Genomic DNA, 21,765 nt, shown 5'->3' with positions numbered 1-21,765 from the left:
CGAGGGGGTCCAGCTGGCGCCCGAGCATGGTTTCGGCCGCTTGCCAGAGTTGATCCAGGCCGATATGAACACGCCCGCGCAGTTGCACGTCGTTGTTGAAGGTCGCGAGGATCGGCGCCGCAGGCTGAGCAATGCGTCTTTGAGTTCGCCGCGAATCGAGCAGCACACGCAGCCGCCGGGCAGCAGCACCGTGTCCGGCGCGACCTCTTCCACCAGCAGGTGGTCGATGCCGACGTCGCCGAACTCATTGATCAGCAGCGCCGTGTCGCCGAGGCTTTCGCCCTGCAGCAGGCGCGTGAGCAAGCTGGTCTTGCCACTGCCGAGGAAGCCGGTGATGACGTTGAGGGCAATACTCATATGTTACCTCCGCCCCCTGTAGGAGCGAGCTTGCTCGCGAAAATCGTCAACGATGACGCGGGCATCCTGGATGCACGCGGCGTTCTCGGGCTTTTCGCGAGCAAGCTCGCTCCTACAGGGGGCATTCCAAGTGATCGAGTAGTTGCGGGTCGAGGGGATCCAGCTGGCGCCCGAGCATGGTTTCGGCCGCTTGCCAGAGTTGATCCAGGCCGATATGAACACGCCCGGGCAGCAGCACCGTGTCCGGCGCCACCTCTTGCACCAGCAGGTGGTCGCTGCCGACGTCGCCGAACTCATTGATCAGCAGCGCCGTGTCGCCGAGGCTTTCGCCCGGCAGCAGGCGCGTGAGCAAGCTGGTCTTGCCACTGCCGAGGAAGCCGGTGATGACGTTGAGGGCAATACTCATATGTTACCTCCGCCCCCTGTAGGAGCGAGCTTGCTCGCGAAAATCGTCAACGATGACGCGGGCATCCTGGATGCTCGCGGCGCTCTCGGGCTTTTCGCGAGCAAGCTCGCTCCTACAAGGGGCATTCCAAGTGATCGAGTAGTTGCGGGTCGAGGGGGTCCAGCTGGCGCCCGAGCATGGTTTCGGCCGCTTGCCAGAGTTGATCCAGGCCACTGGCCAACGCCTGCTTGCCGGTCGCGCCGAGCAGCAGGTACGACGCGCCCTGGAAGTCTTCGACCTTGAGCCGGAACACCGCCAGCACCTGGTTGATCGCGGCGATCCGGCGCAGGCGTTCGCGGCGCCGGGGCAACTCGTCGCCCAGGGGGTCGCTCCAGTGCAGGTCTTCGCCGAGCAGCCCACAGAGTCCGCACATGGCTATACCCCGCTCATGGCATGACATCGCCGGAGTTCGGGCCCAGGGTCTGGCCGACGAACAGGTTGCCGCCCGGCTCGCTGGCCAGCAGCACAGCGGTCGGCGCCACTTCGTCGGCCAGGCCGAAGCGGCCCAGGGGCAGTTCGGCGGCCTTGGCGCGCTTCCAGGTGTCGCTGATACCGCCCACCAGCGGCGTTTCGATGGGCCCCGGCGCGATGGCGTTGACCAGCACGTTGTCCTTGGCGACTTCCAGCGCCAGGGATTTGGTAAAGCCAATCACCCCGGCCTTGGCCGCGGCGTAGTGGGTCAGCTCGGCGCCGCCCTTGATCCCCAGTTGCGAGGCGACGTTGATGATCCGTCCCCAGCCCTGCGCCAGCATGTGCGGCAAGGCGCGCTGGCTGGCGACGAAGACGCTGGTGAGGTCGACGCGCAGCATGTCGTTCCACATTTCGATCGTAAGGTCGACGCAGCGCGCCTGGGTGAGCATGCCGGCGTTGTTGACCAGGATATCGATGCCGCCGAAATGTTCGACGCAACGGTCGACACTGGCCTGGGCGCCTTCGACGGTGCCGACATCGGCCAGGCACTCGAACACTTGCGCGCCGAGGTTGCGGCAGGTGACGGCGGTTTCGGCGAGGTTGACGGCATTGCGGTCGGCCAGCAGCAGGCGCGCGCCTTCAGCGGCATAGGCACGGGCGATGGCGGCACCGATGCCGCTGCCGGCGCCGGTGATCACGGCGCGGCGGTTAGTCAGTTGGGGCATACACAAACTCCTGAAAAAACACAGTACCCAGGTGGGGTCAGTCGGGCCAGCGCACGGTCAGGCCACCGTCGATGACGATGCTTTGCCCGGTCAAATAGCTCGACGCGTCACTGGTCAAAAACTGCACCAGCGAGGCCACTTCATCCGCCCTGCCCACCCGGCCCAGCGGAATCGCCCGCGCCGCCTTGGCCAGGCCTTGCGGCCCGAGGGAGTTCTGCGCATCCAGCGATTGCGGCGTCTCGATCAAGCCCGGGATCACCGCATTGCAGCGAATCCCCAACGGCGCCAGCTCCACCGCCAGCGAGCGGCACAACCCCGGCACACCGGCCTTGGCCGCCGCGTAATGGCTGTGCTCCTGCCAGCCATATACGCCGCCGGCAATCGACGAAATCGCCACCAGCGCACCGCCTGCAGGCATATGCCGGGTCGCTGCGCGGAAGGTACGCATCACCCCGGTCAGGTCGACATTGAGCATTTCGTCCCACACCTGATCGGTCATTTCCAGCAGCGGCGCCCGACGTAGCAGACCGGCATTGGCCACCGCGTAATCGAGGCGGCCAAAATGCTGCACGGCCTGGGCCGCCAGGGCGTCCACCGAGGCGCTGTCGCCGACGTCCAGCGGCAGCATCAGGCATTCGCCGCCCGCTTGCTCCACCAAGGACACGGTGGTGCGCGGGTCATGGGGATCGGCCGGGTAATACCCGCCCACCACGGCCACGCCGCAACGCGCATAGGCCACGGCGAGGGCTTGGCCGATGCCGCTGGCGGCACCGGTAATCAAGGCAACTTTACGGTTCATCGAACACTCCTTACTGCACGGTTTCCGGGCGCACATGGCGTGCGGCGAACATCAGCACGCCGGACAAAAAGCACGGCACGGCGCCGAACCACAGGGCGGCGGTCTGCCAGTCGCTGCCGGCGGACAACACTTGCGTCGCGCCGAACCCCGCGACCACCGCACCGATCGGGCCCATGGCATGGATGATCGCGCCGCCGGTGGCGCGGATGCTGGTGGGGAAACTTTCGCTGATAAAAAACAACGCCGCCGAATACGGCCCGATCAGGAAGAACAGGCCCAGGCTGTACAGCCCGACCACCATCGCCATGTTGCTCGGGCCGAACAGCATCCCGGCGAACGACAGCCCGCCGAGCATCCAGCCCAGGCCGATGACATTGCGGCGGCCGATCTTGTCGCCCATCCAGCCGTGGCTGAGGTAACCGCAGTAACCCACCAGGTTCGACAGCACGAGGATGATCAGCGAGTTCTCGAACGAGATGTGGTGAACGCTGACGATCACCGACGTGCCGAGCACGCTGAACACCTGGATCGCCGCCCAGTTGAGCAACAGCGCGGCGCCGATCACCAGGGTGGCGCGGCGGGCCGGGCCTCGGAAGGCGGCTTTGAGGCCGGCTTTGCTGTGCTCGTCGTAGTCCACGCCATAGGTCACGGCAACGTTTTGCGCTTCACTCACCGCGCCGCTTTTACGCAGCTCGCTGATGCGCTGGTGGATCTGGAACTGCGGGCTCTCCTTGAGCTTGCGCGCCATGATCGCAATCACGATGGCCGGGATCGCAGCAAAAATGAAGCACCCCTGCCAGCCGATGATCGGCAGCAACAGCGCGGTCAAACCGGCGGCAATCAGCGCCCCGACCGGCCAGCCGCCCTGCACCAGGCTGTAGATAAACCCGCGACGCTTGGTCAGTCGGGGGTCTTCCGAGGCGCCATACAGCTCGCTCAAATATGTGGCGTTGACGGTTTCCTCGGCATAGCCCAGACCGCCCAACGAACGGATCAGAATCAGCGGCGACTTGCCCCACGCCCCACCGATCGCGGTCAGCGCCGAGCACACTGCGGAACCGGCCACAGTGAAGATGATCCCTTTGCGTCGCCCCAACTTGTCGACGACGGGGCCAATGGCAAATGCCACCACCGCTGTGCCCACCGCCACCCAGGTTGCGATTTCAGCTTGCTCCACCTCGCCCCAGCCGAAGTGCCGGCCGATCTCCGGCAGCAACGTGCCGAACAGGATGAAGTCGTACACCGCAAACACCCAGGCGAAAAACGCGATCCAGGTGGCGAAGCGCACTTCCTGGGACGTCAGTTGCCGGGGTTTCCAGCCAGTCAGGTCAAGCTTGTTGTAGATGGACATGAATCGCGCCTCAAAGGTGGGGGTCAGCTACGCGGTTTGAACCCATCTTGTAGGAGCGAGCTTGCTCGCGAAAATCATCAACGATGACGCGGGCATCCTGGATGCACGCGGCGTTCTCCGGTTTTTCGCGAGCAAGCTCGCTCCTACAAGGGCTGGGGATCAGGTACGCGGTTGCCGACGGATAAAGTCATCGGCGATTTCGTCGAAGGTGACGAAGCGCACGCCGGCATGGCTCTGGATGTGTTCGATCAAGCGTTCGAGCATCAGCAGCACTTGCGGGCGGCCGGACACGTCGGGGTGGATGGTCATGGTGAACACCGCGTGTTCGTGTTCGCGGTAGACCCAGTCGAACTGGTCGCGCCACATTTCTTCGAGGTGACGCGGGTTGACGAAGCCGTGGCTGTTGGGCGCCTTTTTGATGAACATCATCGGCGGCAGGTCGTCGAGGTACCAGTTGGCCGGGATCTCCACCAGGTCGGTTTCTTCGCCGCGTACCAGGGGTTTCATCCAGGTGTCGGGGTGCTGGCTGTAGTCGATCTTGGTCCAGCTGTCGCCCTTGCGCACGTAGTAGGGGTGGAAGTCGTTGTGCATCAGGCTGTGGTCGTACTTGATGCCTTTTTTCAGCAGCAGCTCGTTGGTGACCTTGCTGAATTCCCACCACGGTGCGACGTAGCCGGTCGGGCGTTTGCCCGTCACTTGGGTGATCAGTTCGATGGACTTGTCGAGCACGATTGCTTCTTGCTCGGCGGTCATCGCGATCGGGTTTTCGTGGCTGTAGCCGTGTACGCCGATTTCGTGACCGGCGTCGGCCACCGCCTTCATCTGCGCGGGAAAGGTTTCCATCGAGTGGCCGGGGATGAACCAGGTGGTGCGCAGACCGTAGCGCTCGAACAGTTTGAGCAGGCGCGGCGTGCCGATTTCACCGGCGAACAGGCCGCGGGAAATGTCGTCGGGCGAGTCTTCGCCGCCGTAGGAACCGAGCCAGCCGGCAACGGCGTCAACGTCGACGCCGAATGCACAGAGGATGTCTTTAGCCATGGGGGTGTCTCCTTAGATAGTCAGTTGGGATTCGACGGACAGCGCCGCCCGCAACAGGCGTGCGTCTTCCCCCGTCGGGGCGCTGAGCAGCAGCCCGGTGGGCAAGCCCAGGGCGTCGCAGCCGCTGGGCAAGGTGACGCCGGGCATGTCGAGCAAACTGCCGGGCATGGTCAGGCGCAGGGTGGCGAGGTTGGTGCTTGCAAAGCGTTCGTCGTCGACTTCCAGCGCTGCCAGCGCCGGGGCGACATGGGCGACGGTCGGGGTGATCAACAGGGCGCCGTCGAGTTCGTCGACCAGTTGCTGTTGCAGGCGGCGACGCGCGTCGATCAGTTGGATCAGGCGGCTGGCCGGCAGCGACCGCGCCGCTTCGAGGCGGCGCCGGACACGCGGGTCGAGCCGAGTGGCGTCGGGGCTGTCGAGCAGCGCTTCGTGCAGGGCGAAGGCTTCGAACGCGCCGAGCCAGCCTTGCTGCTGGATCAGTTCCAGGGTGGCCTGGAAAGTGGCGCACGGGCGCACGTCGATCAGCGCACCGGCGGCGTTGAGTTGCTCGACGGCGCGCAGCAGGTTGTTGCGCACCGCCGGTTGCACGTCATCCAGCAGGCGTTGCTCAAGCACCAGGCGCAGGCCCTTGAGGCTGCGGGCGCGGTGGGTTTGCCGGCGGCCGTTGAGCAGGTCGTCGATGGCCAGCGCATCGCGCACGCTGCGGGTCAGCGGGCCGAGGCTGTCGAGGGTGCGGGCCAGCGGGAACACACCGTCGCGGCTGTAGCGCCGACTGCTGCTGCGGTAACCGACCAGGCCGTTGAAGGCGGCGGGGATGCGGATCGAACCAGCGGTGTCGGTGCCCATGGCGATGGGCACGATGCCGGCGGCGACGGCCACCGCCGAACCGGACGATGAACCGCCGGGAATCCGCGGCTGGTCACGCCCATGGGGGTTGTGCGGCGTGCCGAAATGCGGGTTCAGGCCAAGGCCGGAATAGGCCAGCTCGCTAAGGTTGGTCTTGCCCACGCTGACCATCCCGGCGCGGCACAACAGGCCCACGCTCGGCGCATCGAGCAAGGCGGCGGGCGCGTCGCGGCGGTAGGCGGCGCCAGCGGTGGTGATGCTGCCGGCCACGTCGAACAGGTCTTTCCAGGCCAGGGGCACGCCGTCGAACACACTCAAGGGCTGGCCGGCGCGCCACCGGGCGGCGGCGGCTTCGGCTTCGCGGCGGGCGCGGTCGGTGGTCAGGGTGATAAACACCGCGGCCGCGCGGCTCGCGTGGTCGAGCGCCTGTTCGAGGGCTTGCACCGGGTCGCTGCGACCGCTGGCGAAATCCTCGGCCATTGAAGTGGCGTCTGACATCAGGTTGACCCTCATAAAACGTACATATTAATAAAATGTACATTTAATAAAGGCAGCTTTCGTGCCAGTCTGTGTCGATGGTTTTTCCGGCGATTGCGCTTTATCGACCAGAGCGCCGGGCTAGATGGTTTTGTAGGAAGCAAAAAAACCTGGCGCGGACTCTGCAACGCACGCCCAAACCAATAATGTATCTTTTATTAATAAGTACATTTTAGTGCAGAAAAGTAACAGTCCTAGATTCAAGGCCCCAAAAAAGTGCCACCGATGTGGCGCGGAGTGACAGGCGCATCTATGAGAGAATCCCCGGCTTCGTCCTACATACACCAGACCTCTTTACCTCAGAGAACACGATGAAAGCAGTGTCCGCCTCGGCCTCCCGTTACGCGATGATTCACCAGCTTTTGCGTGACGCGATCGTCAACGGCACCGCCCGCCACGGCTTGGTCCTGCTCGAAGCGCCGCTGGCCGAATTGTTCGGCACCAGCCGCGTGCCGGTGCGCAAGGCGCTGGACCTGCTGCATGCCGAAGGGTTGATCTGCCGTTTCAACGGGCGCGGTTACCTGATCAACCCCGAGGGCGTGGCCATGGAACCGCTGCGCCTGCCGCTGAGCGCTGCGCACCTGGGCCTGAACGACGAGGACGAGTTGGTGGATACACGGCCGTTGGGCGAGCGGATCGTCGAGGAAATCGGCGCGGCGCTGTCCACCTGCATAGCCTTTGGCCATTACCGCTTGGATGAGCAAGCCGCCGCCGACCACTATGGCGTCAGCCGCGCAGTGGTGCGTGAAGCGCTGATGCGCCTGCGCGACCGTGGCCTGGTGGAAAAAGAGCCCTATTCCCAATGGCTGGCCGGGCCGTTGACGGCGCGGGAAGTCACCGAAGACTACGAACTGCGCGCCTGCCTGGAGCCCGAAGCGCTGCGTCAGAGCGCGCCGAACCTTGACCGCGCGCTGCTCGAAGCCATGTTGCAACGCGTGCTCGACGCCCAGGACAGCCTGCAGTGCAGCCTGGAAGCCATCGAGCAGATCGAAGAAGACTTGCACCAACGCTGCCTGGCCGGCCTGCAGAACCGCAAGATCGCCGCGCTGATCCGCCAGGGCCAGAGCCCGATGATCATCAGTCGGATTTTCTATCGCTTGCTGGGGATCGGCGCCGACCCGGCGATGCTCGCCGAACACCGCTTGATCCTTGAATTGTTGCTGCACGGCGCGTTCGATGCGGCGGCGCTGAACCTGCGCGAGCACCTGCAACGGGCGCGGCAGCGGATGTTGCAGCGGTTGAAGGTGTTGTCGGTGTTGCCGGAACAGCCCCTGCCCGCCTACCTGCACAAAATCAGCTGACGGCATGCGGTTAACCTTGTGGGAGCAAGCCCCCTCCCACCTTGACCGAGTCTCTGCAGTAATTTCATGCAATATGTTGCTATCTAGCCCCCGCCATTGAAACCGCCGCTGGCCCGCCCCATCTAACTTGCATACTTCCTGATGCAGGTGCCCCATGAGCGACCAGCAAGATACCCCCGATTACGACGCCAACGAATACGCCGACCCTGAAAACGCCGAGGTTCACTCGTCCAATACCGGCCTGGCCCTGCCTGGGCAGAACCTGCCGGACAAGGTCTACATCATCCCGATTCACAATCGACCGTTCTTCCCGGCGCAAGTGTTGCCGGTGATCGTCAATGAAGAGCCGTGGGCCGAAACCCTGGAGTTGGTGAGCAAATCCGACCATCACTCCCTGGCCCTGTTCTTCATGGACACGCCGCCCGAAGACCCGCGGCATTTCGACACCTCCGCGCTGCCGCTGTACGGCACCCTGGTCAAGGTCCACCACGCCAGCCGCGAAAACGGCAAACTGCAATTCGTCGCCCAGGGCCTGACCCGCGTGCGGATTCGCACCTGGCTCAAGCACCATCGCCCACCGTACCTGGTGGAAGTCGAATACCCGCACCAGCCGACCGAGCCGACCGATGAGGTCAAGGCCTACGGCATGGCGCTGATCAATGCGATCAAGGAACTGCTGCCGCTCAACCCGCTGTACAGCGAAGAGTTGAAGAACTACCTCAACCGCTTCAGCCCCAACGACCCGTCGCCGCTGACCGACTTCGCCGCCGCCCTCACCTCCGCCACCGGCAATGAGTTGCAGGAAGTGCTGGACTGCGTGCCCATGCTCAAACGCATGGAAAAAGTCCTGCCGATGCTGCGCAAGGAAGTCGAAGTCGCGCGCCTGCAAAAAGAACTCTCCGCCGAGGTGAACCGCAAGATCGGCGAGCACCAGCGCGAATTCTTCCTCAAGGAACAGCTCAAGGTCATCCAGCAGGAGCTGGGCCTGACCAAGGACGACCGCAGCGCCGACGTCGAACAGTTCGAACAGCGCCTGGAAGGCAAAGTGCTGCCAGCCCAGGCGCAGAAACGCATCGATGAAGAACTGAACAAACTGTCGATCCTCGAAACCGGTTCGCCGGAATACGCGGTGACGCGCAACTACCTGGACTGGGCAACCTCGGTGCCGTGGGGCGTGTACGGCAAGGACAAGCTCGACCTGAAACATGCGCGCAAGGTCCTGGACAAACACCATGCCGGGCTGGACGACATCAAGAGTCGTATCCTCGAATTCCTCGCGGTGGGCGCTTATAAAGGCGAAGTCGCCGGTTCCATCGTGCTGCTGGTCGGCCCGCCGGGCGTGGGCAAGACCAGCGTGGGTAAATCGATTGCCGAATCCCTCGGGCGGCCGTTCTATCGCTTCAGCGTCGGCGGCATGCGCGACGAGGCCGAGATCAAGGGCCATCGCCGCACCTACATCGGCGCCCTGCCCGGCAAGCTGGTGCAGGCGCTCAAAGATGTGGAAGTGATGAACCCGGTGATCATGCTCGACGAGATCGACAAGATGGGCCAGAGCTTCCAGGGCGACCCGGCTTCGGCGCTGCTGGAAACCCTCGACCCGGAACAGAACGTCGAATTCCTCGACCACTACCTGGACCTGCGCCTGGACCTGTCGAAAGTGCTGTTCGTGTGTACCGCCAACACCCTCGACTCGATCCCAGGCCCCCTGCTGGACCGCATGGAAGTGATTCGCCTGTCGGGCTATATCACCGAAGAAAAAGTCGCCATCGCCAAGCGCCACCTGTGGCCTAAGCAGTTGGAAAAAGCCGGCGTGTCGAAAAACAGCCTGACCATCAGCGACGGCGCCCTGCGCGCATTGATCGACGGCTACGCCCGCGAAGCCGGGGTGCGCCAGTTGGAGAAACAACTGGGCAAGCTGGTACGCAAGGCGGTGGTCAAGCTGCTGGATGAGCCGGACGCGGTGATAAAGATCGGCACCAAGGACCTGGAAAGCTCCCTGGGCATCCCGGTGTTCCGCAACGAACAAGTGCTGTCTGGCGTCGGCGTGATCACCGGCCTGGCCTGGACCAGCATGGGCGGCGCGACCCTGCCGATCGAGGCGACCCGCATCCACACGCTCAATCGCGGCTTCAAGCTCACCGGGCAGTTGGGTGAGGTGATGAAAGAATCCGCTGAAATCGCCTACAGCTACGTCAGCTCCAACCTGAAATCGTTTGGCGGTGATCCGAAGTTCTTCGATGAAGCCTTCGTCCACCTGCACGTCCCCGAAGGCGCCACGCCGAAGGACGGCCCCAGCGCTGGCGTGACCATGGCCAGTGCGCTGTTGTCGCTGGCGCGCAACCAGCCACCGAAGAAAGGCGTGGCCATGACCGGCGAGCTGACGCTGACCGGGCATGTCCTGCCGATTGGCGGGGTGCGTGAGAAGGTGATCGCGGCGCGGCGCCAGAAGATTCACGAGTTGATCTTGCCGGAGCCGAATCGCGGCAGCTTTGAGGAATTGCCGGAGTATCTGAAGGAAGGGATGACCGTCCACTTCGCCAAGCGCTTTGCGGATGTGGCCAAGGTGCTGTTCTGATCGTCCTTTAGCGCTTGGGCGGGCGTCATCGCGCGCAAGCCCGCTCCCACACTTGACCGAGTACATCCTTTGGAAGGCGGCCAAGATGTGGGAGCGGGCTTGCGCGCGATGGCGTCCGTCGCCGCCCTCTTGTCACACCCTGTCGCATCTTCGGTTATGCTCGCCCTTCGTCGCACATCAACGGAGTCTTCATGACCGCTGCCCGCCTGCTTCTCCCCTTGAGCCTTGCCCTGCTGGCCGCGTGCGCCAGTGCCCCGCAGCAAAACGTCAGCGTGGAAAAACAGAGCGCCTGCCCGCTCCAGCTCAAAAACGGACAAAACCTGATCCTGACCCTGCCAAGCAACCCCACCACCGGCTACCGCTGGGCCATCCAGGATTCCGCCGGCGGCGTGCTGCGCGCCCTGGGGCCCGAGGTCTACAGCAGCACGGAATCCGGCGTGATCGGCGGCGGCGGCCAGTCCACCTGGCGCTTCCAGGCCTTTGCGGCCGGCCAGGGCCGTTTGCGCCTGACCTCCCAGCAACCCTGGGAACCGGAAGCCGAACCGGCCGAGACCTTCGACTGCGCCATCACGGTGAACTGATATGCCATGGCTGATTCTTGCGTTGATGGGCGCCGGCACCTTTATCTACGGCCTGACCGTCCACGCGGCGTTACTGTGCCTGCTGGTCAAACCGTTGCCGGTGCTGGCGCTGCTGGGCTGGCTGCATGATGCGCCGCCGAGCGACTATCGACGCTGGATCAGCCTGGGGCTGATTTTCTCCCTGGTCGGCGATGTGTTGCTGGCGTGGCCGGGCGACTTGTTTATCTTTGGCCTGGGCGCGTTTCTGTGCGCGCACCTGGCGTACCTCAAAGCCTATTTCAGCGACTGCCGACGCTTGGCATGGCTGCCGTTGGTGCTGGCGCTGGGCGTCGGCGCGATGCTGCTGAGCATCCTGATCGCCCATGGCCTCGGCGACTTGCTGATTCCGGTGGTGGTCTACGCCTTGGTGATCAGCGCGATGCTCTGGCGGGCGCTGGCGCGACTGGGCAGCGCGGTGCCCAAGCGTTCGGCGCTACTGGCGGCGGCGGGGGCCGTATCGTTTGTGGTTTCCGACACGCTGATCGGTATCAATCGCTTTGTGCTGAGCTTCGACGCGGCGCCGTATCTGCTGATCGCCACTTACTGGCTCGGCCAATGGGGCATCACCGCCTCGGCGTTCCATCAGACAACCCGCGCATCCAAGGAGCAACTTGGCTAAAATGCCCGCCTTTCCCCCCTCGTCGCCGGAACAACCGTGAGCAAAGAACCCGATCGCCTATTCGCCCAGCCCCTGCCCCAGGTGCCGGACTTCGCCTTTAACGAAGACGTGGTGCGGGTGTTCCCGGACATGATCAAGCGCTCGGTGCCCGGTTACCCGACCATCGTCGAAAACCTCGGCGTGCTCGCCGCGCAGTTCGCCCAGCCCAACAGTGTGCTGTACGACCTGGGGTCCTCCCTCGGCGCGGTCACCCAGGCGTTGCGTCGCCACGTGCGTACCGACGGCTGCCACGTCATCGCGGTGGATAACTCGACGGCGATGGTCGAGCGCTGCCGCGAGTACCTCAATGGCCAGGATTCGATGTTCCAGGAGTTGCTGCCGGTCCAGGTGATCGAGGGCGATATCCTCGCGCTGCAGTTCCAGCCGGCCTCGGTGGTGGCGCTGAACTTCACCCTGCAATTCATCGCCCCCGATCAGCGCCTGGCGTTGCTCGGGCGCATCCGCCAGGCGTTGTTGCCCGGTGGTGCGCTGATCCTCTCGGAAAAGCTGCGCTTCAATGACCTTGAAGAACACGCGCTGCTCACCGACCTGCACATCGCGTTCAAACGCGCCAACGGCTACAGCGAGCTGGAAATCGCCCAGAAGCGCAGCGCCATCGAAAACGTCATGAAGCCCGACAGCCTCGAAGAACACCGCGAACGCCTGCTGGCGGCCGGGTTTTCGAAAGTCGTGCCGTGGTTCCAGTGTCTTAACTTTGCCTCGTTGATTGCCTTGCCATGATTGATCTGTCCCCCCTCGCCCGCCATCTGGTCGGCACTCCCCTGGCCGTGTGGGCCCAGGGCCTGCAAGCGCAACTCGATAGCAAGATGGAAAAGGGGCATGGCGACCTGGAGCGCTGGCAGAGCGCGCTGGATGCATTGCCGAAGATCCAGCCCAGCGAAGTCGATTTGCTCAATGGCCTGACCCTCGACAGCGATTGCGACGATGCCACGCGCGCGCAGATGCACAGCGCATTGATGGGCCTGTGCCCATGGCGCAAGGGCCCGTTCCACTTGTTCGGCGTGCATGTGGACACCGAATGGCGTTCGGACTGGAAGTGGTCGCGGGTCGCGCCGCACCTGGACCTGAAGGGCAAGCGCATTCTCGATGTAGGCTGCGGCAATGGGTATTACATGTGGCGCATGCTCGGCGCCGGTGCCGACAGTGTGATCGGCGTGGACCCGAACTGGCTGTTCTTCTGCCAGTTCCAGGCGGTGCAACGTTACCTGTCGGCGCCGAACGCCTGGCACCTGCCGTTCCCGTTCGAGGACTTGCCGGCGAACCTGGAAGGCTTCGACACTGTGTTTTCCATGGGCGTGTTCTACCACCGTCGCTCACCGATCGAGCATTTGCTGGCGCTGAAAGACTGCCTGGTCAAAGGCGGTGAACTGGTGCTGGAAACGCTGGTGATCGAAGGCGATCAGCAACAGGTGCTGGTGCCGGAAGACCGCTACGCGCAGATGCGCAACGTGTGGTTCCTGCCATCGGTGCCGGCGTTGATGCTGTGGCTGCGCCGGGCCGGGTTCAGTGAGGTGCGCTGTGTGGATGTGAGTGTGACCACGGTTGAAGAACAGCGCGGGACGGAGTGGATGAAGTATCAGTCGCTGAGTGACTTCCTCGACCCGGACGATCACAGCAAGACCATCGAAGGGCTGCCGGCACCTATGCGGGCGGTGATCATCGCCAAAAAGTGACCCCCGATCTCCCTGAAAAAATGAAGATCAAAAATGTGGGAGGGGGCTTGCCCCCGATAGCAGTGTGTCAGTCAGCTTATCTATAGCTGACCCACCGCCATCGGGGGCAAGCCCCCTCCCACATTTGCTCATCAGTGTTCTTTAGAGTGGCGGCTTAGCCCGGCGGGCCTTGAAGAACTCGCTCAACACCGCCCCGCACTCCTCGGCCAGTACCCCGCCTTCAAACAGCACCCGATGGTTGAGAAAGCCCTGGGTAAAAAACTGCCCCTGGCTTTGCACAATCCCCGCCTTCGGCTCCAGTGCGCCGTAGACCACCCGCGCAATGCGCGAATGCACGATCAGGCCCGCGCACATGCTGCACGGTTCCAGCGTCACATACAGCGTGCTGCCGGGCAGGCGATAGTTGCTCAGCGCCTGGGCGGCGGCGCGGATGGCGACCATTTCGGCATGGGCGCTGGGGTCGTTGCCGCTGATTGGGCAATTGAAGCCACGGCCGATGATCACACCGTCCTGCACCAGCACCGCGCCCACCGGCACTTCGCCCAACGCCGCGCCCTGTGCCGCCAGGGCCAGGGCTTCGCGCATGAAGTCCTGGTCGCGGCTGCGGTCGATGATCGCCGTGGGGCGAAACTGGCGCATCACACTACCTCGATGGCGGCCATCAGGCCGGTTTCCATGTGGTCGATCACATGGCAGTGGAACATCCACACGCCCGGGTTATCCGCCACCAGCGCGACGCGGGCACGTTCGTTCTTGCCCAGCAGGTAGGTGTCGGTGAAGTACGGAATCACCGTGTGGCGGTTCGAAGCGATCACCTTGAAGCTCATGCCGTGCAGGTGGATCGGGTGCTGGTATTGGGTCATGTTTTTCAGTTCGAAAATGTAGCTTTTGCCCTTCTCCAGCCTGGCAATCGGGCGGTCGGCGCAGGCCTTGTCGGTGATGTCCCAGGCCTGGCCGTTGATCTGCCACAGGCTCGGCGGTTTGCCGTTGTCGACGTTGACCGACACCGAACCGACCCATTCGAAATTGAAGTTGAGTTTCTCGGCGTTGGCCAGGTCCGGCTCGCTGATCGGATTGGCGGGCAGCGCCGGCGGCCATGCGCTCGGCGCGTCGGCGTTGGCCACCGAACGGAACGTGCCCAGGCGCACCGGGCCGTTGCGGATCGACAATTCTTCGCCCGCCGGCGGGGCCTTGATCGCCAGGCAGAGGCGCATGCCCGGGCCGAGCCAGTATTCCTTGCCCAAGGGGCGCGGCTCGATGGGGTTGCCGTCCAGCGCATAGATCTGCGCGTCGGCGTCGGGAATATTGAGGCGATAGGTCAGCGTGTTGTCGAGGTTGAGCAACCGCACGCGGGTGATCTGCCCGGCCGGCAAATCGATCACCGCCTGGGCCACGCCATTGATGGTCGACAGGCGCCCGGCCGTACCGCCACGCGCCGCTTCACGGGGCACGCTGAAGGCGACAAAGGCGCCCTCTTCGTCGACGTGCCAGCTTTTCAGGCTGAGGGTACGTTCGTGCTTGAAACCGGTGGGTTCGCGCTCTTCCACGATCAGCGGGCCGACCAGGCCACGGCCGAGTTCTTCGCTGCTGTTCACATGGGGGTGATACCAGTAGCTGCCGGCGTCGGGCACGCGGAACTTGTAGTCGAAGTATTCGCCGGGCAACACCGGCAACTGCGAGACGTAGGGCACGCCGTCCATTTCCAGCGGAAGGCGGATGCCATGCCAATGGATGGTGGTGGCGACCGGCAGGTGGTTGATGAAACGCACCCGCAGCCATTCGCCCTGGCGCACGCGCAGCTCGGTGCCGGGGGCCGACGGGCCGAACGCCCAGGCTTGGGTCTTGTGCCCCGGCACCAGTTCCACATCGAGGGGCGCGGCGATCAGTTCGTAGTCGTGTCCCGCCTCGGCCTCGGCGACTTTCCCCAGCCAGTAGCGGTAGCCGCCACCGGCACCGACGCCCACTACGGCCAGGCCGGCAAGACCACCCAGGATTTGTCGACGGGAAAAGGATCGGGACACAACAACCTCACGTATCTGCTGCGGGCCGAGGGCCTGCAAAGGGCAGATACGATACACCTGCGACGGCTAAACAGTAAGACTTCGCATTGCCGCATGCCAAAAACACCGAGGACTGATGTGGGAGGGGCGGTGCGACGATTCGACTTGCTCCCGATTGCGGTGGGTCAGCTATAGATGAGTTGACTGACACACCGCTATCGGGGGCAAGCCCCCTCCCACATTGGATCTTCATTGCTTTTAGTGTTTGGCAGCGGCCAGGATCAGGGCCTTCATCTCGGCGACCGCACCTTTGAAACCGACGAACAGCGCATGCGCCACCAGCGCGTGGCCGATGTTCAGCTCGTTGATGCCCTTGATCGCCGCCACGGCTTCGACGTTGTGGTAATGCAGGCCATGGCCGGCGTTGACGATCAGGCCTTCACGCAGACCTTGGGCCACGCCGTCGATAATGCGCTGCAACTCGGCGGCGACTTCGCTCGGCGTGGTCGCATCGGCATAACGCCCGGTGTGCAATTCGATGGCCGGCGCGCCGACCCGGTGCGCGGCTTCGATCTGGCGCTCGTCGGCGTCGATGAACAGCGAGACTTCGCTGCCGATCTGCGACAGACGCTCCACCGCAGCCTTGATCCGCGCTTCCTGGCCGGCCACGTCGAGGCCGCCTTCGGTGGTCAGCTCCTGACGGGTCTCCGGCACCAGGCAGATATGCGCCGGACGGATGCGCTCGGCGAACGCCATCATTTCTTCGGTGACGCCCATTTCGAAGTTCATGCGGGTTTGCAGCACGTCCTTGAGCAGCAGCACGTCGCGCTCCTGGATGTGACGGCGGTCTTCGCGCAGGTGTACGGTGATGCCGTCGGCGCCCGCTTCTTCGGCGTCCAGCGCGGCTTTGACCGGGTCTGGGTAACGGGTGCCCCGGGCCTGGCGCAGCGTGGCGACGTGGTCGATATTGACGCCGAGAAGAATGCGATTGCTGGTGGTCACGGAAGCGCTCCTGAAAAGGGGAAAGAAACGCTGCACAGCATACACGGGGTTGTCAGGGCTTTCGAAACAACTCGCGACTGACCAGCGGCCGCCCGCCCAGATGCACGGCCAGGGCCTGGCGCATCAGGCGCTTGGCGGCGGACAAGGCGCCGGGGGCGCTCCAGTCGGCCTCGCTCATGGCCAGCAGCTCGGTGCCCTGGAACAGGCCGGGTTGCAGCAGGTACACACGCTCCAGGCCGGCGTCGACCTGCAGACGATACATGCCGTCGGCGGCAATGGGTTCGCCATGCAGGTCGTTACTCAGTTCGAAGCCATAGCCGAGGTCGTCGAGCAGGCGCCATTCGAACGCGCGCAACAGCGGCTCCAGCGGACGGCCTTCGGCCAGGGCCAGCAGCGTCGCGGCATAGTGATCGAAGACCGCCGGGTGCGGGTCTTCGGCCGGCAGCAGGCGGATCAGCAATTCATTGAGATAGAGGCCACTGAACAGCGCTTCGCCATTGAGCCAGGCAGAGTTGCCGACGCTTTCCAGGCGGCCGACGTTTTTCAGCTCGCCCTTGCCACGAAACTCCACGTCCAGCGCCACGAATGGCCGCGCCAAAGTGCCCGCCTTGCCCCGCGCACTGCGCAACACCGCGCGCAGGCGACCTTGGGGCGTGAGGAAGTCCACCAAGGCGCTGGTCTCGCGGTAGGCGCGGCTGTGCAGCACGTAAGCGGGCTGGCTGGGAGGCGGGGTTGAGGACATGGGTTCTCGTTGCTGGAATGCACTAGTGAAAACGACACAAACCTAATGTGGGAGGGGGCTTGCCCCCGATGGCGGTGGCTCAGTCAAAATATTTAGTGACTGACACTCTGCTATCGGGGGCAAGCCCCCTCCCACATTTTTTGCCCTGCGGTGTTCTTACAGGTCGCCGTAACCCAGGGAGCGCAATGCGCGCTCATCATCGGACCAGCCACCCTTCACCTTCACCCACAGGTTCAGCATGATCTTGGAATCGAACAGCAATTCCATGTCCTTGCGCGCTTCGGTGCCGATGCGCTTGATGCGCTCGCCCTTGTCGCCAATGATGATTTTCTTCTGGCCGTCACGTTCGACGAGGATCAGCGCATGGATATGCAGGGTTTTGCCCTGCTGCTTGAACTCTTCGATTTCGACGGTGATCTGGTACGGCAGCTCGGCGCCCATCTGGCGCATGATTTTCTCGCGTACCAGTTCGGCGGCGAGGAAACGGCTGCTGCGGTCGGTGATCTGGTCTTCCGGGAAGAAGTGCTCGTTCTCCGGCAGGTAGCCGGCGATCACGCGCTCCAGGGCTTCGAGGTTGTGCCCGTGCTGGGCCGAGATCGGCATGATCTGGGCATTCGGCAGTTGTTCCTGCAGCCAGCTCAGGTGCGGCATCAGTTCGGCTTTGTCTTCGATGCGGTCGGTCTTGTTCAGCGCGACGATCAACGGGCCGGTGACATATTGCACACGTTCGAGAACCATCTGGTCTTCGTCGGTCCACTTGGTGCGGTCGACCACGAAGATCACCACGTCGACGTCTTTCAACGCGGCCGAGGCGGTCTTGTTCATGTAGCGGTTCAGGGCTTTCTCGCCGCCTTTGTGCATGCCCGGGGTGTCGACGTAGACCGCTTGTACGGCGCCTTCGGTCTTGATGCCCAGCATGTTGTGGCGGGTGGTCTGCGGCTTGCGCGAGGTGATCGCAAGCTTCTGGCCGAGGATGTGGTTGAGCAGCGTGGACTTGCCCACGTTGGGACGGCCGACGATGGCGACATAGCCACAGCGTGTTGCGGTTGAATCAGTCATGGCCATTCTCCACGCCCAGGGCAATCAGTGCTGCAGCGGCCGCTACCTGTTCGGCAATACGACGGCTCACACCCTGACCTCGGCTTTTTTCATTCAATAAGGTGATTTCACATTCCACGAAAAAGACGCGGCAATGGGGCTCACCCTGGATATCCACCACTTCGTAGCGTGGCAGTTCGCACCCGCGGGACTGCAGGAATTCCTGCAGGCGGGTCTTGGGATCTTTGTTGGTGTCGACCAGGGTCAGGGTTTCGATCTCGGACGTCAGCCAGGCGGTGACGCGCGCCTTGGCCGCTTCCATGCCCGCATCCAGATAGATGGCGCCGATCAGCGCTTCAAGGGCGTCGGCCAGGATCGACTCGCGACGGAAACCGCCGCTTTTCAACTCACCGGAGCCCAGGCGCAGGTACTCGCCCAGGCCAAAACCACGGGCCAGCACGGCCAGGGTCTCGCCCTTCACCAGCCGCGCACGCAAGCGCGACAACTGGCCTTCACGGGCTTGCGGGAAGCGTTCGAAGAGCGCTTCACCGGCAACGAAATTGAGGATGGCGTCACCGAGGAATTCCAGGCGTTCGTTGTTACGCCCAGCAAAACTGCGGTGTGTGAGGGCAAGGACCATCAGTTCCTGGTCCTTGAAGGTGTAGCCGAGCAGGTGCTCGAGACGGCTTAGAGAAACGCTCACGGTTTACCCATATCTGTTTGGTGGCACCGGCGGCCATCGACGATTGACGCAGTGTTCAAATTCAAATCCTGATTGGTGCTGCATGAGGCCGGAAATTGTCCCAGCCCCAGAAAAGCATTCGGCGCTGTGATCACAGCGCCGTCTGTATTACTTGATCAGCCCGACCCGCGAGAAGTTCGGCAGGTGGCTGAGCTTGGGTTCCGGCCAGCTCATCCAGACCGCGAAGGCCTTGCCGACGATATTCTGGTCGGGAACCATGCCCAGCAGTTCCTTGGGAATGGTGGGGTCATCCCAATAGCGGCTGTCGTTGGAGTTGTCGCGGTTGTCGCCCATCATGAAATAGTGCCCGGCCGGCACTTTCCATTCGCCATCGGGCATTGCGCGGTAGCGACTCATTTCCTTGCGGATTTCGTGCTCCACCGCACCGAGTTTTTCCTGATACAGCTCGGCACTGCCCAGGGTGTTCGGCTCGGTGCCCAGCAGCTTCTCGGCCACCGACTCACCGTTGATCAACAGCCGCTTGTCGCTGGTGTAGCGAATCACGTCACCCGGCAGGCCGACCACACGCTTGATGTAGTTGACGTTCGGATCGCTCGGGTAGCGGAACACCATCACATCGCCGCGCTGCGGGTCACCGATCTCGATGACTTTCTTGTCGATCACCGGCAAGCGGATCCCGTAGGAAAACTTGTTCACCAGGATGAAGTCGCCCACGTCCAGGGTCGGTTTCATCGACCCCGACGGAATCTGGAACGGCTCCACCAGGAACGAACGCAGTACCAGCACGATGAACAGCACCGGAAAGAACGATTTGCCGTATTCAACCAGCAAAGGCTCTTTGTTCAGCTTCTCGATCACCACGACATCGGGCTGGCTGACGCTGCCCTGATAGGACGCGATAGCCGCCCGCCGACGCGGGGCGAAGAACACCAGATCGAGCAACGCCAGGAGTCCGCAAACGGCAACGGCGATGACCAGCAACAGCGGGAAATTTAGCGACATAGGACCTAACTATCCAACCTGAGCACCGCAAGGAAGGCTTCTTGTGGAATTTCCACGTTGCCCACTTGCTTCATGCGTTTTTTACCGGCCTTTTGCTTCTCAAGCAGCTTGCGCTTACGGCTGACGTCGCCACCGTAGCATTTGGCCAGTACGTTCTTTCTGAGTGCCTTGACGGAAGTCCGCGCAATGATCTGCCCGCCGATGGCGGCCTGGATCGCGACGTCGAACATCTGGCGCGGAATCAGTTCTTTCATCTTCTCGGTCAACTGTCGACCTTTGTAGTGCGCGTTGTCCTTGTGCACGATCAGTGCCAGGGCATCGACCTTGTCGCCGTTGATCAACACATCCAGTTTCACCAGATTAGCCGATTGGTAACGATCGAAATGGTAATCCAGCGAAGCATAGCCGCGACTGGTGGATTTGAGACGGTCGAAGAAGTCCAGGACCACTTCGTTCATCGGCAAATCGTAGGTCACTTGTACCTGGGTTCCGAGGAACAGCATGTCGTGCTGGATGCCGCGCTTCTCGATACACAGGGTAATGACGTTGCCCAGGTGCTCCTGCGGCACAAGAATATTGGCGCGCACGATCGGCTCGCGCATGTCTTCGATGGAAGACAGGTCCGGGAGCTTGGACGGGTTGTCGACGTAAATCGTTTCACCGTTTTTCAGCAACAGCTCAAAAATAACGGTTGGCGCGGTGGTGATCAGGTCCAGGTCGTATTCGCGCTCAAGGCGCTCCTGGATGATTTCCATGTGCAGCATGCCGAGGAAGCCGCAACGGAAGCCGAAGCCCAGGGCGTCGGAGCTTTCCGGGGTGTACTGCAACGACGAGTCGTTGAGGGTCAGCTTCTGCAGGGCTTCGCGGAAGTCTTCGAAGTCGTCGGAGCTGACCGGGAACAGGCCGGCGTAGACCTGCGGCTGGATGCGTTTGAAGCCCGGCAGCACGTCGACGTCAGGGGTGCTGCTCAAGGTCAGGGTGTCACCCACCGGCGCGCCGTGGATGTCCTTGATGCCGGCGATGATGAAGCCGACTTCACCGGCTTTCAGATCAACGGTGGCGGTATGCTTCGGGTTGAACACACCGACGCTGTCCACCAGGTGGATCTTGCCGGTGGACTTGACCAGGATCTTGTCGCCTTTCTTCACACGGCCATGGCGCACGCGCACCAGGGAGACAACCCCCAGGTAGTTGTCGAACCAGGAGTCGATGATCAACGCCTGCAGCGGATCTTCGATGTTGCCGGTAGGCGCGGGGATGGTCTTGACCAGGCGCTCGAGCACTTCGTCGACGCCCAGGCCGGTCTTGGCGCTGCACTCGACGGCGTCGGTGGCGTCAATGCCGATGATTTTTTCGATTTCTTCCTTCACGCGGTCCGGATCGGCCTGCGGCAGGTCGATCTTGTTCAGCACCGGCATGACTTCCAGGCCTTGCTCGATGGCGGTGTAGCAGTTGGCCACGGACTGGGCTTCGACGCCCTGCCCCGCGTCCACCACCAGCAGCGCGCCTTCGCAGGCCGCCAGGGAACGGCTGACTTCATAGGTGAAGTCGACGTGGCCGGGGGTGTCGATGAAGTTCAGCTGGTACTTGATACCGTCTTTGGCGGTGTAGTACAGAGTCACGCTGTGGGCCTTGATGGTGATCCCGCGCTCGCGCTCGAGGTCCATGGAGTCCAGTACCTGGGCTTCCATTTCACGCTCGGCAAGGCCGCCGCACATCTGGATGAATCGATCGGCCAGCGTCGACTTGCCATGGTCAATGTGGGCGATGATGGAGAAATTGCGGATATGACTCAAATCACTCACGGATCAACACTCAAAAAGGCTGCAGGCAGACTGCCCGCTGAAAAATAGCCGGGAATTGTACCTGATGCTCGGGCAGGACGTCATCTTTGCTGACCAGAACAAAAATGCCCCGATCT

General features: G+C 62.9%; 21 protein-coding genes and 1 pseudogene. 6 read left to right on the top strand and 16 right to left on the bottom strand.

The window, feature by feature from the left end; genetic code table 11:
* Positions 1–4: 4 nt before the first annotated feature.
* From MOQ67_RS06810 to MOQ67_RS06775, 8 genes and pseudogenes are all read right to left on the bottom strand, one after another.
* Positions 5–357: pseudogene (locus tag MOQ67_RS06810) on the bottom strand (GTP-binding protein); the annotation flags it as partial.
* A 112-nt stretch (positions 358–469) separates the two neighbouring features.
* Positions 470–763: a GTP-binding protein gene (locus tag MOQ67_RS06805; protein WP_448675889.1), complete on the bottom strand. Its 294-nt coding sequence runs from the start codon at positions 761–763 to the stop codon at positions 470–472.
* Positions 764–875: 112 nt separating this feature from the next.
* Positions 876–1,175, bottom strand: coding sequence for a hypothetical protein (locus MOQ67_RS06800; protein WP_017844560.1), 300 nt, complete (start codon positions 1,173–1,175; stop codon positions 876–878).
* Between the two features lie 13 nt (positions 1,176–1,188).
* Entirely contained in the window at positions 1,189–1,938 is a 750-nt protein-coding gene (locus tag MOQ67_RS06795) for an SDR family NAD(P)-dependent oxidoreductase (protein WP_424491760.1), read from the bottom strand.
* Positions 1,939–1,975: 37 nt separating this feature from the next.
* Entirely contained in the window at positions 1,976–2,737 is a 762-nt protein-coding gene (locus MOQ67_RS06790; protein ID WP_017844558.1) for an SDR family NAD(P)-dependent oxidoreductase, read from the bottom strand.
* Between the two features lie 10 nt (positions 2,738–2,747).
* Positions 2,748–4,088: an MFS transporter gene (locus tag MOQ67_RS06785; RefSeq protein WP_017844557.1), complete on the bottom strand. Its 1,341-nt coding sequence runs from the start codon at positions 4,086–4,088 to the stop codon at positions 2,748–2,750.
* A 159-nt stretch (positions 4,089–4,247) separates the two neighbouring features.
* Positions 4,248–5,126, bottom strand: coding sequence for a polysaccharide deacetylase family protein (locus MOQ67_RS06780; RefSeq protein ID WP_104903854.1), 879 nt, complete (start codon positions 5,124–5,126; stop codon positions 4,248–4,250).
* Between the two features lie 12 nt (positions 5,127–5,138).
* Complete coding sequence (locus MOQ67_RS06775; RefSeq protein WP_046488591.1) at positions 5,139–6,470, bottom strand: amidase; 1,332 nt, start codon at positions 6,468–6,470, stop codon at positions 5,139–5,141.
* 350 nt (positions 6,471–6,820) lie between these two features.
* Between MOQ67_RS06775 and MOQ67_RS06770 the strand changes: the two genes are divergently transcribed.
* The 6 genes from MOQ67_RS06770 (at position 6,821) to cmoB (ending at position 13,357) form a co-directional block, all read left to right on the top strand.
* Positions 6,821–7,810: a GntR family transcriptional regulator gene (locus MOQ67_RS06770; RefSeq protein WP_448675888.1), complete on the top strand. Its 990-nt coding sequence runs from the start codon at positions 6,821–6,823 to the stop codon at positions 7,808–7,810.
* Between the two features lie 154 nt (positions 7,811–7,964).
* Positions 7,965–10,385: an endopeptidase La gene (gene lon, locus MOQ67_RS06765; protein ID WP_017844553.1), complete on the top strand. Its 2,421-nt coding sequence runs from the start codon at positions 7,965–7,967 to the stop codon at positions 10,383–10,385.
* 191 nt (positions 10,386–10,576) lie between these two features.
* Positions 10,577–10,966, top strand: a complete 390-nt coding sequence (locus MOQ67_RS06760; RefSeq protein ID WP_017844552.1) for a protease inhibitor I42 family protein — start codon at positions 10,577–10,579, stop codon at positions 10,964–10,966.
* Between the two features lies 1 nt (position 10,967).
* Positions 10,968–11,624, top strand: a complete 657-nt coding sequence (locus MOQ67_RS06755; protein ID WP_046384582.1) for a lysoplasmalogenase — start codon at positions 10,968–10,970, stop codon at positions 11,622–11,624.
* A 36-nt stretch (positions 11,625–11,660) separates the two neighbouring features.
* On the top strand, positions 11,661–12,404 hold the full coding sequence (gene cmoA / locus MOQ67_RS06750) for a carboxy-S-adenosyl-L-methionine synthase CmoA (RefSeq protein WP_017844550.1): 744 nt from the start codon (positions 11,661–11,663) through the stop codon (positions 12,402–12,404).
* A complete protein-coding gene (cmoB, locus tag MOQ67_RS06745) occupies positions 12,401–13,357 on the top strand; it encodes a tRNA 5-methoxyuridine(34)/uridine 5-oxyacetic acid(34) synthase CmoB (RefSeq protein ID WP_017844549.1) in 957 nt (318 codons plus the stop codon). The genes cmoA and cmoB overlap by 4 nt, the downstream gene beginning before the upstream one ends.
* A 141-nt stretch (positions 13,358–13,498) precedes the next feature.
* Here the strand turns inward: cmoB and tadA are convergent, their stop codons facing one another.
* From tadA to lepA, 8 genes are all read right to left on the bottom strand, one after another.
* Positions 13,499–13,996, bottom strand: coding sequence for a tRNA adenosine(34) deaminase TadA (tadA, locus tag MOQ67_RS06740; RefSeq protein WP_017844548.1), 498 nt, complete (start codon positions 13,994–13,996; stop codon positions 13,499–13,501).
* A complete protein-coding gene (locus MOQ67_RS06735) occupies positions 13,996–15,378 on the bottom strand; it encodes a multicopper oxidase family protein (RefSeq protein ID WP_448675887.1) in 1,383 nt (460 codons plus the stop codon). Before MOQ67_RS06735 ends, tadA begins: the two co-directional genes overlap by 1 nt.
* Positions 15,379–15,615: 237 nt before the next feature.
* Positions 15,616–16,359 (bottom strand): pyridoxine 5'-phosphate synthase, encoded by a 744-nt coding sequence (pdxJ, locus tag MOQ67_RS06730; protein ID WP_017844546.1) that lies wholly within the window; start codon positions 16,357–16,359, stop codon positions 15,616–15,618.
* Between the two features lie 52 nt (positions 16,360–16,411).
* Complete coding sequence (gene recO / locus MOQ67_RS06725) at positions 16,412–17,101, bottom strand: DNA repair protein RecO (protein WP_017844545.1); 690 nt, start codon at positions 17,099–17,101, stop codon at positions 16,412–16,414.
* A gap of 156 nt (positions 17,102–17,257) precedes the next feature.
* A complete protein-coding gene (gene era / locus MOQ67_RS06720) occupies positions 17,258–18,160 on the bottom strand; it encodes a GTPase Era (protein WP_003210432.1) in 903 nt (300 codons plus the stop codon).
* Positions 18,153–18,842, bottom strand: a complete 690-nt coding sequence (gene rnc / locus MOQ67_RS06715) for a ribonuclease III (RefSeq protein WP_026139742.1) — start codon at positions 18,840–18,842, stop codon at positions 18,153–18,155. Before rnc ends, era begins: the two co-directional genes overlap by 8 nt.
* A gap of 147 nt (positions 18,843–18,989) precedes the next feature.
* The gene (lepB, locus tag MOQ67_RS06710) at positions 18,990–19,844 is read right to left on the bottom strand and encodes a signal peptidase I (protein ID WP_046488601.1); all 855 of its coding nucleotides are present in this window, start codon (positions 19,842–19,844) and stop codon (positions 18,990–18,992) included.
* A 5-nt stretch (positions 19,845–19,849) separates the two neighbouring features.
* Positions 19,850–21,649 carry a translation elongation factor 4 gene (gene lepA / locus MOQ67_RS06705; protein ID WP_017844542.1) on the bottom strand — a complete coding sequence of 600 codons (1,800 nt, stop codon included), beginning with the start codon at positions 21,647–21,649 and terminating at the stop codon, positions 19,850–19,852.
* Between the last annotated feature and the right edge of the window lie 116 nt (positions 21,650–21,765).

Source organism: Pseudomonas sp. LY-1 (assembly GCF_053502595.1).
The sequence above is the reverse complement of the archived record's forward strand: the minus strand, read 5'-3'. Positions and strand labels throughout refer to the sequence as shown.